This window comes from Methanocalculus sp. MC3 (genome assembly GCF_054767395.1).
This window is the reverse complement of record NZ_BAABMP010000001.1, coordinates 313,364-325,958: the sequence shown is the minus strand read 5'-3', so window position 1 is coordinate 325,958 and position 12,595 is coordinate 313,364. Positions and strand designations below refer to the sequence as shown.

Here is a 12,595-nt window from a genome sequence, read left to right as displayed (position 1 = left end):
AATACCATGACAGAAACACCATACCGACTGGGAACACAGGCACTTCATGCGGGGCAGGAACCGGATCCGACGACTGGATCGCGGGCCGTCCCTCTTTACCAGACGACATCATATGTCTTCCGGGATACAGAACACGCAGCAAATCTCTTCGGGCTCAGGGAGCTTGGAAATATCTATACCCGGCTGATGAACCCGACGACCGATGTCTTCGAGAAGAGGGTGGCAACAATCGAGGGTGGCACAGCCGGTCTTGCATTCGCTTCAGGAATGGCAGCGATCACCAATGCCCTCCTGACCATAACACGGCCTGGAGATGAGATCGTCTCAGCGGATAATCTCTATGGCGGCACCTATCAGCTCTTCAATTATACCTTTCCGAAATTCGGCAGGAAGGTCGTATTTGTCGATTCAACCGACCCGGAGGTATTCCGAAGAGCCATCACCGACAAGACCCGTGCCATCTATGCAGAGACGATTGGAAATCCGAAACTCGATATCCCCGACTTCGAAAAGCTTGCGGCAATAGCACATGAGCATGAGATACCGTTTGTGGTTGACAACACGACGGCGGTTGGAATAGTCCGGCCCATCGACCATGGGGCAGACATTGTTGTCCTCTCTGCCACGAAGTATATCGGAGGCCATGGAAACTCGCTCGGAGGGGTTGTTGTCGATTCAGGCAGATTCGACTGGGGCCGCGGGAAGTTCCCGGAATTTACAGAACCTGATCCGAGCTATCACGGAGTGAAGTACTGGGATACCTTTGGGAACTTCCCAGGACTTGGCAATGTTGCAGTCGCCTTCAAACTCAGGCTTCAGCTTCTGAGAGACACCGGGGCTGCACTCTCTCCATTCAATTCATGGCTCTTCCTGATCGGACTTGAGACACTCCACCTCCGGATTGAACGGCATGGAAAGAATGCACAGGCGGTTGCAGAGTTTCTCAGCCAACACCCAAAGGTAGCCTGGGTCAATTATCCGGGACTGCCGGACCATGAGAGCCACGCAAAGGCAACAAAATACCTGAATGGAAACTTTGGCCCCCTCGTCGGATTTGGGGTGAAGGGAGGAGTTGAAGCCGGACGCACCGTCATAGAGTCATTGAAACTCTTCTCGCATCTCGCAAATATCGGCGATTCAAAGAGCCTTGTGATCCATCCGGCAACTACCACCCACCAGCAGCTCACCGAAGAGGAGCAGAAGGCAACCGGCGTCACTCCTGATTACATCAGGCTTGCGATTGGAACAGAGGATATCGAAGATATCATCTTTGACCTCAATCAGGCACTGGAAAAAGTCACAGTGTGATGGAACCACTCCTGATTCACTTTCAAACTCATTTTTCTAAATATTTATTGTGAGATGAAGCATGGCAAAAGAATGGTTGATCAGGTACTCTGAGATATTTCTCAAATCAGATCCGGTAAGGAAACGCTGGGAGAAGATTCTGATCTCAAATATCAGAAGAGTCCTTCCCGATATTGACGTGAAACACGAACGGGGGCGCATCTGGCTTACAGGCAGGATAGATCCGGATATCCTCTCCAAAGTGTTTGGGATCGTCTCGTTCTCAAAGGTGGAGACATTTTCCCTGGCCGATCTGGAGAGAGGGCTTCTCGATTTCTGTAGAGAGAAAGGGCTCAAAACCGCAAGATCATTTGCGATACGGCTGAAACGTGTCGGCAATCATTCCTTCACATCCCAACAGATGGCGGCTCGTACCGGCAGCCTTGTTCTTGCGAAGTATCCCCATCTGAAGGTTGACCTGAGTAATCCTGATAAAGAGCTGTTCATCGAGATACGGGGAGAACAATGTTACATATATAACACCATTCTGAAAGGTCCGGGGGGTCTTCCCCTCGGAACAGCCGGATCCCTTGTGGCACTCGTATCAGGCGGTATTGACTCCCCGGTTGCATCCTGGATGATGATGAAGAGAGGTTGCCGGATTATCCCGATCTATGTCGCACTCGATCAATTTCTGGATGAGACGACACTGGCACGGGCACGAAAAGTAATCGAGGCTCTTCGGCCATACCAGCCTGATATCGAGCTTATTGTCATATCCGATGGATATCTTGCATCCGCAAAGAAAGAGTTAATCGAGGGTTGGAATGAGAAATATACCTGTTTATTCTGTAAACGAAGGATGTACAGGATTGCAGAAGCTGTTGCACGGAATGTTGGAGCGTCTGGGATTGTCACCGGCGAGTCTATTGGTCAGGTTGCATCCCAGACACTCGACAATCTCATCGTTCTCAATGATGCAGCTGCCATCCCGGTTTACCGTCCCCTTATCGGGCTTGATAAAGAAGAGATAATGAATCTGGCACGGGATATCGGGACCTTCACCCCATCGATAATGCGAACGACCGGTTGCAAGGCGGTGCCAAAAGGTCCTTCTACAAAGGCAGATCTTGATAAAATACTCGATATAGAGAAGAAAATGATATCATCCACAATTCCGCTTCCAATGATGCAGATCGGGTAATGGAGACCTTTTTTAAAAAAAAAACCAGTTCATCAAGGGATCAGGCAGACCACCAGAACCCCCTTTTTGATGAAAAAGATGAATATCTATTCTGATACAGAGAAGACTTCCTTATGCCGTCGATGCCTGAAGGACACCCTCATTGAGACTATACAGGCTCTGCCTTGCATCGGTGAAGTAGTATCGTTCAACTATGAACCCCTCTTCTTTCAAACGTTTTATTGCATACCGGACTGTTCGCCCGGAGAGCGATGTTCTGGCGACAAGCTCTTTCTGAGTCATCTGCTCCCCTGATTCGAGGATCTTATACAGAAGCTTGGCTGATGGCGGCAGATGCCGAATACTCCGGGAATTGCCTTGATTCATTGTGGTACTCTCAACAAAAACGATCCCTCATAGTGGAATCACCATAGATCTATTGAACTTCACAATTGTTAACTTTTTCGACCATGATGATATAGCCATCAGGTGAATACTCTGTATGGCAGGATTGTCATCAATACACCTGATTATCTGCTCGAAGAAAAACCACATAACAGATTGAGGTAATCTCTTCCGAAATACTCGATTATATAGGATCATACGAAAAATACGTATGGAGGAGACAAGAAGATGATGATCACGATCAAGGCATTTGCACGTTTCAGGGAGATACTCGGATCAGAGACCACCGGGGAAGTGGCTGAGGGAACAACACTCGCGGCACTGCTTGATGAGATCGCCCGGAAAAATCCGAAGATGAAGGTATCCCTCTATGATGAGGACGGCAGCCTGCGCCGGTATATCATCCTGATGCAGAACCGGAAACGGGTCAACCACAGCGAGGTTGAGGCGATCATCCTCAATGATGGCGATGAGATTGCACTCTATCCACCGGTTGCCGGAGGCTGAAGAGAATGGTTGTTATAGTTACCCAGGAAGACTTTGATATCAACAGGCTGATCAAAGAGAGAAAAGCCCCCGAAATGGGTGCAATGGTCTCATTTATCGGGATTGTCCGTGATGACGGGATTGAGCGGATCGAGCTTGAGGCACACCAGGAGGTCGCCGTGGAGGAACTCGAAGCGATCCGTGACGAGGCATTCGCGAAGTTTCCGATCAAATCCATTGATATCATCCACCGGATCGGCGACCTTGATATCGGCGACAACATCGTTTTGATTCTGGTCGGGGCGGGGCACAGGCGGGAAGCATTTGAGGGATGCGAGTACATCATCGAGCGGCTGAAGGAGCGGGTTCCGATCTGGAAGAAGGAGTATACAAAGGAGGGAGAGCGGTGGGTGCCGGGAGAGCACCATTAATCCTCACTTTTTTCTTCACCAGAGCGTTCCATCCGCCATCTCCGCATACTCACACTCCTCGCACATCCGCTCACGGCGGTCCCATTCTGCATCTGTCCATGGGTCCTCTGAGCGTTTGCCGCAGTAGGCACATCGCTGATACCGGCGGGGAGAGGTATCAGGTTTTGGTGTCAGGGCGGAGAGGATGCGGTCGAGAAATCCCATCTTCTACTCCACCGGGCACAGTTTTTCATCCAGAATACGTTTCATTCTCCGGAATACGACAAGATGTTCCGCCAAAAGATCAGGATTGAGCGCTCCTACCAGTTCAAACGAAACTTGGCCCTTGGAATATGGTTGGTTGGAGTTCCGCGTGGCATGGATCAAAGCCTTCTGAATCTCATGACGTTTTGTACATTCGATATGAACAGGCGAGGGTAATGCCGACTCCTGAAGATGGGGACCAAAGACCTTCTTCAGTGCCTTACGATCCAGAGCGATCCATGTCTCCATACAGGTGGTCATGAAGAGAACATTCTCATCATCGCAATTATCCGGCTTCTTCCATGTATCTCGTGCCATCAGATGATCCCATGTCCTTTCGGGATCAGCAACGGGATCCTCGCTATCAATGAGCATCGCTGTATACCTATGTTTTCGGCTTTTGAGAGCGGTTTTGAAATCAGAGTATGTGGCATCCCGGCTACCACTCGCAACAAGTACGGGCATTCTCCCCAAATATCCCATGGATTCCAGTAGCTGGCTGAAACCTCTACGGCAGGCTACCTTCAGAGCCTTTGAATCCTGTCTACCACCACCACCTTCCAGATAGATTTTGGCACTCACCAACGCGTCCCTCCGATTTCACCTTTTATCCAGAGCTCACCCAGACTATAGCGTTCAAGCCATTCTTTTAGATCTTGTCTCTGCAATCGTTGTAGGTGCGTGCTGCCATTCCTCTTCTCACAAACGAGAACAGACTCGGGATTATCGGTGAGAGCATCCACCAGTATATCAGAGTGAGTCGTCACGATCAGCTGGCACCGCTCTGATGCAGAGACCATCAGATCAGCCAGAGTCGACAGAACATCCGGATGCAGCCCAAGCTCGGGCTCTTCGATGCAGATGAGTGGTGGGGGATTGGGATGACAGAGAATAGCAAGGAGACAGAGATACCTGAGAGTTCCATCCGAGAGCCTGGTTGCAGGGATGTCAAATGATCCTTCTTTCAGGTATATCTGGACCCCGCCTCCATCGACAATCTGGACATGATAATCATCGATCTCTGGATACAGAGCATTAAGCGCCTCAAGAATTACTTTTTTATCATGTAATTCAAGTTTATTCAGGATCAGAGGAAGATTTTCACTACCGGGAGAGAGGTACTGAGATGGCAGGTCGGTCTTTTGTGGCTGGCGTGGAGGAGTATAACGTCCAAACGTCCAGTCACGATAAATAGAAAATCCTCCATATAACTCTGTCAGAGCAGTCAGAACAGGGTAGTAATAGGGATCTTTTACCTGAGAGAGAACTGATCGTTCAGGATCTATTGTATCACGGGGAAGCTCACGCACATCACCACTATCAACTTCAGAAACCTGCATCGATTCAGATCTGGCTCTTCCCTTTAGCCGGATAAATCCTGCATCATTCCGATAGTAATAGTACGGTTCATTATATCCAGAATAGGGTTCATTTGTCTCGATTCGCTCAGCTGTTACTTCAAACCGGCGTCCGTGTTCCCGAAATGATATAGTATGGCGAATAGGCATCCTGAGATGATCAGGTAGGGAAACTGTTGCTTCAATAGTGGCTGTCGGGCTTGTTGCACCCTTCCATAACCAGTCTCTGACACCACCTGCCTCCCTGACCGGAGCTGAGAGATCCTTTGGAGCTGCTGCGAGCAGGCTGATTGCTTCGATAAGATTGGACTTCCCGGAGCCATTTGGTCCAATGATGACATTGAGCGACGATAATGCGATAGGTGCCGTATCCGGACCAAATGAGAGTATATTCGTAAGATGCAGTTCTTTTAAAACTGGTTCTTTCATATTCGTTTATTCACTCTCCATACACTCTTATGAGACGTACGTGTTATAAATAGTCCACCTCATCATCCAAAATTGGCGATCGCTCTCAATATCCCTCAATCCAACAGACCACAAACCTCACTATCCATCCAGACAAAAAACAATTCATGCACCCGCACCTCCGCCTCATCCTCTATGGCATCCTCACCTGGCTCATCCCCTTCGGAATCTCCCTCTTCCTGTATGGGACGGACGGCACACTCACCATCGGCATATTCGCCTTCAAAAGCCTGATGATCATCTCTGGTGCCGCAAGTGGCGCCCTCCTCATCTACCTGTACCTGAGAAGCCTCCCAGGTAAGACAGAATGGCTTACTGCCGGGGTCACTATCGGCATCAGCTGGCTTCTGATCAACTGGGCACTTGACCTCCTGGTGATGGTCGCTCTCTTTGGGATGGGTGGTTGGGAGTGGTTTATTGAGATCGGCTCCCGGTACCTGGTCATCCCTGCAATGGCGATCCTTGCCGGGGCTACGGCTGAGCTTGGTAGAGAGAAGGAATAAGGAGGAGGAGAGTGGGATCGGCCCTTAAAACCCGATCCCGCAGGAATGCCCATGCTTCCTGAAGTACTTCTGGTGGTACTCTTCAGCTGGCCAGAAGTGAGCGGCAGGCAGAATCTCTGTTACAATAGGCCTGCCAAACCTCCCGGATCGATCCATACGTTCCCGGGACGAATGAGCCTTCTCCTCCTGCTCTTTGGAATGGGTGAAGATGGCGGATCGGTACTGGCTCCCGATATCCGGGCCCTGCCGATCCTTTGTCGTTGGGTCATGAATCGACCAGAACCGGATCAGCAGGTGATCGTACGGAACGAGAGCCTGATCATAGGTCACCTCGACTGCCTCTGCATGCCCGGTTCTCCCGCTACAGACCTCCTCATAGGTCGGATTGTCGGTATTTCCGCCAGTGTATCCGACACGGGTGGAGATGACACCCGCAAGATCCGCAAAGGCTGCCTCAACCCCCCAGAAACAGCCCGCGGCAAATGTTGCTATTTCATATTCAGACATGATTTCAGGCAAATCGTTCAAAACGCTCTTTTGATACCTTGCAGATGGGACAGGTCTCGGGCGGTTTCTCCCGTGCACAGAGATATCCACAGACCCGGCAGCGCCAGACCGGTAGGGAAAAACCCCCCGAAAGAGCCGCCGATCCATCCTTCTTCCGCTCACTCCGTGGAGGGCGGCGTTCCGGGATAGCTCGCAGCTCTTCGCGTCCGCTTCGAACCGCTTCTGTAACATAGAGCGAGCAGTAGCAGGCACCAAAATCATCGAGATCGGAATCCCGGTAATCACAGGGGCAGATGATATCGAGATCCTCCTCTTTCTTCCCAAAGGAGAGTCGGCAGGGGCAGGCAGGATAGCCGTACCGCCTGGTATTCACGATCAGCCCTTTGACAAGCCCACGCACCGCATCCCGATCAGGGCTCAGGTGATACCCGTGGCTCTCTGCATCTTTGATAAGCTCCTTTTCAAGAGCGTCAATCTCCTCAGCTGTTGTATCGTAGGTCATCGTGCAAATATCCTCCTGATCTCTTCTTCTTTATAGCCGACAATTGCATCTTTCCCATTGATCACGAGTGTCGGAAACGATCCCGCAGGGTTGAACCGCTCCACCTCACAGATCGCCTCCTCAATCTCTTCAGGGGAGAGGAGATCCGCATAGACATACCGAAACTTTACCTTCAGGCTCTGGAGCAGTTCTTTGGTCTTTGCACACCACCGGCAGGTGGAGAGGGCATAGAGCACCAGATCGCCCCGGTCTTCACCGTCAACAAGAATATATTCCATAGATATTCTGACGGGTGCCAGAAGCCTTAAGAATATCGGATGAGACAACACCATATGAAAAAGAGAATGCAGGATGATGCCATAACTGTCCTTTCAGTAATTTTCATCATCCTTGCAGGGGTAGCAGGGACCATCGTTCTTCTTCACATCATTGCCCCCCACCACACCGGCACCCCGCACGGTCTTGTCGTTATGGCGATCCGTGAGTCAGGTGACTCAGTCCGGATAACCGGAGATCCCATCGGCTACTCCTCCATTCCACGAACCGTATCGGGTTTTGACATCAGGCCACAGAAGACTGATGAACATGCAATAGGGGCCATACAGGTATCAATCTCACCGATCATCGGAGATATGGCAATCGACATGGATTACACCCGGATCAGTATCATATCCGGCAGCATTGAGAGACCCATCACCCGGAAGAATGCGTCCCCCCTCAATCCCGGAGACTGGGCGATCATCTCCCGGTATGGCTATCTCCCGTTAGGATCGGCAAATGATGACGACATCCTCCATGCAGGCGAGACATTCGATCTCCTCATCACCCTTCCAGAACCACTCTATCCTTGGGAGCGCTTCACTCTTGTGATTGCACCCACCGGGGGCATGCCTCTTCGTATCACGAAAACGGTGCCCGGGAGAGTGACGGCGGTCACCACTATCTCCAGCTGACTGACAATCCAAAGGGTTTATCAGATGTAAATCCGATGCATAGTCATACCAGAGGGATCAGATTGACCGATACAAACAAGCCCGCATTATCAGAATATGAGATTCTGAAACGTACCTTCAACGCAATAGAAGATCCGATCTTCTACCTTTCACCGGACAGCATCATCCTCCATGCCAATCCGGCATCTGCAACACTTCTCAATACACCGCTTGAAGTGATCATTGGATCGCGATGCCATCAGATCGTCCACCATACACCATCCAATATCCGGGGATGCCCCTTCATCAAGGCTAAAAAGACAAAAAAGCGTGAGAGTTATACCATTAATCTTGGCGAGCATTGGTACCTGGTTGCAATCGATCCTGTCTTAGGCGATGAGGGGGAGTTCATGGGTGCTGTACATATTCTCACAAACATCGATTCGATAAAAAAGATCCACGAACTTAGGGCGGTTCTTGGAGCGATCATCGAGACAACACCTGATCCGATCATCGGTGAGACACCTGATGGCAATGTCATCTCCTGGAATAAGGGTGCAGAAAATACACTTGGATACACGGCTGAGGAGATGATCGGGGAGAATATCCAGCGTATCATCCCGGAGAGGCAGAAAGAACAACACCAGGAGTATCTTCGAAAAGTGCAGAGGGGTGAGCAGGTAAAACAGATCGAAACCCGCCGTATCAGGAAAGATGGGGAAGAGATCGAACTCTCACTCTCACTCTCTCCAATCCTTGACGAACGCGGAATCACCACAGGGATCGCCGTTATCATGCATGATCTGACCGAGATCAGGAAGGCTGAACGGGCACTCCTTGCATACATAACAGAAGCAGCCCTCCGTTTGAAGAACCCAATCGAAATCATTGCCCATTCGCTTGAAGAGATCACCGATCTTCACATGACAGGTGAGATTGATGATGAAGAACTCAATACAAGCATTCGGATCCAGGTCCGCCACGCCGAGAAGGTGATTGAAAATATCAGGGAACTTCAGCAGTCGATTGTGCTCAACCTTGATGAGATCCCACAATCATATCGGAAATTCCTGATGGACGAGGAGTAGCGGATGGGTGGAATGGAAGCAGAGGAATCGGGAATATACCTCTATATATCTGATCCGGCCCGGATGAAACAGACCAATCTGGATATTGTCACAAGCCTGACCAGCAAAGAATATGCCTGCATCATCGTCACCACAAATATCCCCTCATCACTCCTGACAAAACTCTACACAAAGAACGGGATCCCAATGGATCGTATCCATTTTATTGATGCGATTACGAAATATTCGCTTGGAAAAGTGCCTGGTGATCAACCGGGCACCACATTCACCTCAAATCCTGGAAATCTCACTGAGCTCGGTATTGCCATCTCAGAAGCCCTGAAGAAGAGAAACGGAGATACAGCACTTATCTTTGATTCGATCAGCACCCTCCTTATCTACCTCTCCTCACCTAATATCTCAAAATTCATTCATTTTATCTCAAACAAGATCCGGCTCCTCGATATCAGGGCAGTCTATTTAAGCGCTGAAAAGGGGCTTGATCCCCTCCTGCTCACGCAGATCAGTTCAATTGTCGATGAAGTGGTGGAAGAACAGAAAGAATGAGAGTATGAAGGGAGCTCTTAGCCGAAGAGCTCCCAGGATGCCTCAAGTGCCGCCACCGCGGGGAGTTTTTTGCCTGTAAGAAACTCAATACAGGCACCACCGCCAGTTGAGAGATGCGAGTAGGATGCTTCAAGCCCCATCTTCTCTATCACTGCCGCCGTATGTCCTCCACCGACAACTGAGAACTGAACCCCGGATGCGGCACGGATGAGCTCATAGGTGCCGATCGCAAAGTCCGGATCCTCAAAGACACCTGCGGGACCATTGAAGACGATTGTACCCTGGGATTTGATCATGTTGACCATGGACTGGATCGAACCACTCCCGAGATCGAGGATCGGTACATCATCTGGTATCTGATCAACAGGATACTCAACCCGCTGCCCATCTTCCCGGACTGCAACGAACTCCGGCATCACCACTCGATCACCATATGATGAGAGTATCCGCTTTGCCTTCTCAATCTCGTCGGAGTAGCCAAGGCTCTCGATCAGCTGGCGGGAGGGGTGACCAACCTCGATTCCGGATGCCGCAAGGAAGATATTCCCGACAACCCCTATTGCCAGGATCTGATCAGCAATTCCGTTCGTCAGCACATGCTCCGCAACTGCAATCGAGTCATCCACTTTGGTACCGCCGAGGATGAAGGTGATCGGGTGGGGTGCACCCGAGAAGACCTTTGAGAGCATAAAGACCTCACGTTCCATCAGGAGTCCGGCAACCGACTTCATCGCCATAGGGAGCCCTACCATAGATGGCTGCGACCGGTGCGCGGTGCCGAAGGCATCATTGACGAAGAGTTCACCCCTCTCCGAAAGCATACGGACGAGATGCGTCTTTTTTGCCTCTTCAGGCTTCATTGTGAGGTTCTCCTCAGCATTAAAGCGGAGGTTTTCGAGCATTATCACCTCGCCGTTCCGGAGTGAAGAGACTGCCTCACGGGCAGATCTTCCGATAATATCATCAATATACGTAACCGGCCTCCGGATAAGCCGCTCAAGTTTATCTGCATGAGATTTGAGTGTTGTAAAATCCTTTTTGCCGGGACGGCTCTGGTGGGTGAGGATCACCACTTTGGCATCTTCAAGAGCCAGAATCGTCGGGATATGCTCACGGAACCGTTTATCGTCAAGAATCGTCTCTGATGAAGGATCCATCGGGGAGTTGAAGTCCACCCTGACGAAAACTGTCTTTCCCTTCGTCTCAACATCCTGCAATGTACCAAATACCATGGAAGAGCCTCCCGAACTCCATGTATACACTATGAAGAGGAAGACATTATTAATTGCGCATTTGTTCCAATATCTGTCATGGAACTTATATTCAGATTCTTTGAAGATCTCACGATGCTTGGTCCGGCAGACAACCGGATAACAAAGGAGATTTTACAATCCCTTTCCCTTCCCGATGATCCGGTGATCCTTGACATAGGATCCGGAAAAGGGCGCCAGACACGAATACTGGCAGATGCAAAACCAGACAGCCGGATCGTCCCTACCGACGTCTATATCCCATATTTACAAGCGATCCGCGATATTCCCGGAACATCCCCGGTCTGCGGGACAATGGACAATCTTCCCTTCAAAGAAGATTCCATCGACCTCATCTGGTCTGAAGGGGCAATCAACATAATGGGTTTTTCTCAAGGCATCACTGCCTGGAAGCCCCTTCTGAAAGATGGGGGGTATCTTGCCATATCAGAGATCTGCTGGCATAAATCCAATCCTCCGGAAGATCTGCGGAAGTTCTGGGAAGAGGACTCTCCCGGCACATCTTCTGAAGAAGAGAGAATCCGGGATGCCGAAGCAGCAGGATATACCATCACCAGCACCATAAGGCTTCCGATGAAAGCCTGGGAAGACTATTACCAGCCTGTTGAAACCAGAATCAATGAATGGAGAAAGAGGTCCCCAGATGCCGAAACTGCCTCATTCCTGGATACTATGGAGAGGGAGATTGAGATATTCAGGATCTATGGCTCATACTACGGCTATACATTCTTTATTCTAAAAAAGGTTTGATCAGGCCTCTGATCTGGCCTTGATCTTCTTTAAGCGGAAGAGTTCTTCACGCTCCATCTCATCAAGACGCATCTTGATGAAATCGCGTGCCTCGGTGAGTTCAGGGATCACCTTGAACTCAAGCGCATTCACACGCCGCTTGGTGCTCTCGATCTCATCCAGCAGCCGCTTCATCGTCGTCTCGATCTCTGCACTGTGGATGATTGACTCGAGGAGATCCTCGAAGGCATCTGCTGCCTCATCAATGACCGAGGAGGTACCGATGATCCCATACCCGCGCTCGGTCGGGCCCTTTCGTACACTTGATGATTGGATCTCAGGTACGACAACGCCCATGATGTTCTTGCTCTTCAGCTCGATCCGGGGGACATCCCCGACTGAGAAGGCAGCCGCCTTGACACCGATAGCGCCTTCGACTGTATCTGCGATGGCGATCATCTCCTGCGCCCGCTCGTACTTCCGTGCGAGTTCGTCACGGGTATCCTTGGCCTGTTCAAGGATCTTGAAGAACTCAAGGATGAGCCCGTCACGCTTCATCTTCAGGAGCTTGTAGCCGCGCTCAGAGAGCTTGATACGCCGTTTCAGGGCGATCAGTTCAGATCTGGTCGGCTTTACATCGCGGAGCGCCATGGCAG

General features: G+C 50.4%; 18 protein-coding genes. 9 read left to right on the top strand and 9 right to left on the bottom strand.

Features of this window, described 5'->3' with window-relative positions; genetic code table 11:
* Positions 1–6 precede the first annotated feature (6 nt).
* Together ACYUBO_RS01615 and thiI are read left to right on the top strand one after the other, a co-directional pair.
* Positions 7–1,308: an O-acetylhomoserine aminocarboxypropyltransferase/cysteine synthase family protein gene (locus ACYUBO_RS01615; protein ID WP_460371874.1), complete on the top strand. Its 1,302-nt coding sequence runs from the start codon at positions 7–9 to the stop codon at positions 1,306–1,308.
* 61 nt (positions 1,309–1,369) lie between these two features.
* Positions 1,370–2,491: a tRNA uracil 4-sulfurtransferase ThiI gene (gene thiI, locus ACYUBO_RS01610; protein WP_460371872.1), complete on the top strand. Its 1,122-nt coding sequence runs from the start codon at positions 1,370–1,372 to the stop codon at positions 2,489–2,491.
* A gap of 111 nt (positions 2,492–2,602) precedes the next feature.
* Here thiI and ACYUBO_RS01605 read toward each other — a convergent pair whose 3' ends face one another.
* Positions 2,603–2,803, bottom strand: a complete 201-nt coding sequence (locus tag ACYUBO_RS01605; protein ID WP_460372426.1) for a winged helix-turn-helix domain-containing protein — start codon at positions 2,801–2,803, stop codon at positions 2,603–2,605.
* Between the two features lie 300 nt (positions 2,804–3,103).
* Between ACYUBO_RS01605 and ACYUBO_RS01600 the strand changes: the two genes are divergently transcribed.
* Positions 3,104–3,382 (top strand): ubiquitin-like small modifier protein 1, encoded by a 279-nt coding sequence (locus tag ACYUBO_RS01600; RefSeq protein WP_460371870.1) that lies wholly within the window; start codon positions 3,104–3,106, stop codon positions 3,380–3,382.
* A 5-nt stretch (positions 3,383–3,387) separates the two neighbouring features.
* Positions 3,388–3,792: a molybdenum cofactor biosynthesis protein MoaE gene (locus ACYUBO_RS01595; RefSeq protein ID WP_460371868.1), complete on the top strand. Its 405-nt coding sequence runs from the start codon at positions 3,388–3,390 to the stop codon at positions 3,790–3,792.
* 15 nt (positions 3,793–3,807) lie between these two features.
* Here the strand turns inward: ACYUBO_RS01595 and ACYUBO_RS01590 are convergent, their stop codons facing one another.
* Genes ACYUBO_RS01590 through ACYUBO_RS01580 form a run of 3 tightly spaced genes read right to left on the bottom strand, consistent with a single transcriptional unit; the run spans position 3,808 to position 5,822 of the window.
* The gene (locus ACYUBO_RS01590) at positions 3,808–3,996 is read right to left on the bottom strand and encodes a hypothetical protein (RefSeq protein ID WP_460371866.1); all 189 of its coding nucleotides are present in this window, start codon (positions 3,994–3,996) and stop codon (positions 3,808–3,810) included.
* Positions 3,997–3,999: 3 nt separating this feature from the next.
* Entirely contained in the window at positions 4,000–4,617 is a 618-nt protein-coding gene (locus ACYUBO_RS01585; protein ID WP_460371864.1) for a DUF4276 family protein, read from the bottom strand.
* Positions 4,614–5,822, bottom strand: coding sequence for an AAA family ATPase (locus ACYUBO_RS01580; protein ID WP_460371863.1), 1,209 nt, complete (start codon positions 5,820–5,822; stop codon positions 4,614–4,616). The genes ACYUBO_RS01585 and ACYUBO_RS01580 overlap by 4 nt, the downstream gene beginning before the upstream one ends.
* A 146-nt stretch (positions 5,823–5,968) precedes the next feature.
* Between ACYUBO_RS01580 and ACYUBO_RS01575 the strand changes: the two genes are divergently transcribed.
* Positions 5,969–6,364 (top strand): hypothetical protein, encoded by a 396-nt coding sequence (locus tag ACYUBO_RS01575; RefSeq protein ID WP_460371861.1) that lies wholly within the window; start codon positions 5,969–5,971, stop codon positions 6,362–6,364.
* Positions 6,365–6,388: 24 nt separating this feature from the next.
* Here ACYUBO_RS01575 and msrA read toward each other — a convergent pair whose 3' ends face one another.
* Genes msrA through ACYUBO_RS01560 form a run of 3 tightly spaced genes read right to left on the bottom strand, consistent with a single transcriptional unit; the run spans position 6,389 to position 7,651 of the window.
* Positions 6,389–6,871, bottom strand: coding sequence for a peptide-methionine (S)-S-oxide reductase MsrA (msrA, locus tag ACYUBO_RS01570; RefSeq protein WP_460371859.1), 483 nt, complete (start codon positions 6,869–6,871; stop codon positions 6,389–6,391).
* A gap of 4 nt (positions 6,872–6,875) precedes the next feature.
* Positions 6,876–7,373, bottom strand: a complete 498-nt coding sequence (locus tag ACYUBO_RS01565; protein WP_460371857.1) for a ferredoxin-thioredoxin reductase catalytic domain-containing protein — start codon at positions 7,371–7,373, stop codon at positions 6,876–6,878.
* Positions 7,370–7,651: a glutaredoxin family protein gene (locus ACYUBO_RS01560; RefSeq protein ID WP_460371855.1), complete on the bottom strand. Its 282-nt coding sequence runs from the start codon at positions 7,649–7,651 to the stop codon at positions 7,370–7,372. Before ACYUBO_RS01560 ends, ACYUBO_RS01565 begins: the two co-directional genes overlap by 4 nt.
* Positions 7,652–7,705: 54 nt before the next feature.
* Here ACYUBO_RS01560 and ACYUBO_RS01555 point away from each other — a divergent pair, with 54 nt between their 5' ends.
* Genes ACYUBO_RS01555 through ACYUBO_RS01545 form a run of 3 tightly spaced genes read left to right on the top strand, consistent with a single transcriptional unit; the run spans position 7,706 to position 9,939 of the window.
* Positions 7,706–8,326, top strand: coding sequence for a hypothetical protein (locus ACYUBO_RS01555; protein ID WP_460371853.1), 621 nt, complete (start codon positions 7,706–7,708; stop codon positions 8,324–8,326).
* Between the two features lie 35 nt (positions 8,327–8,361).
* Positions 8,362–9,393 (top strand): PAS domain-containing protein, encoded by a 1,032-nt coding sequence (locus tag ACYUBO_RS01550; protein WP_460371851.1) that lies wholly within the window; start codon positions 8,362–8,364, stop codon positions 9,391–9,393.
* Between the two features lie 3 nt (positions 9,394–9,396).
* On the top strand, positions 9,397–9,939 hold the full coding sequence (locus ACYUBO_RS01545) for a DUF7504 family protein (RefSeq protein WP_460371847.1): 543 nt from the start codon (positions 9,397–9,399) through the stop codon (positions 9,937–9,939).
* A gap of 17 nt (positions 9,940–9,956) precedes the next feature.
* On the opposite strand, the gene ACYUBO_RS01540 is transcribed toward ACYUBO_RS01545, so the two are convergent.
* The gene (locus ACYUBO_RS01540) at positions 9,957–11,171 is read right to left on the bottom strand and encodes a phosphoglycerate kinase (protein ID WP_300333697.1); all 1,215 of its coding nucleotides are present in this window, start codon (positions 11,169–11,171) and stop codon (positions 9,957–9,959) included.
* A gap of 78 nt (positions 11,172–11,249) precedes the next feature.
* Here ACYUBO_RS01540 and ACYUBO_RS01535 point away from each other — a divergent pair, with 78 nt between their 5' ends.
* Positions 11,250–11,960 (top strand): class I SAM-dependent methyltransferase, encoded by a 711-nt coding sequence (locus tag ACYUBO_RS01535; RefSeq protein WP_460371845.1) that lies wholly within the window; start codon positions 11,250–11,252, stop codon positions 11,958–11,960.
* Here ACYUBO_RS01535 and ACYUBO_RS01530 read toward each other — a convergent pair whose 3' ends face one another.
* Entirely contained in the window at positions 11,961–12,590 is a 630-nt protein-coding gene (locus ACYUBO_RS01530) for a V-type ATP synthase subunit D (protein ID WP_460371843.1), read from the bottom strand.
* Positions 12,591–12,595 lie beyond the last annotated feature (5 nt).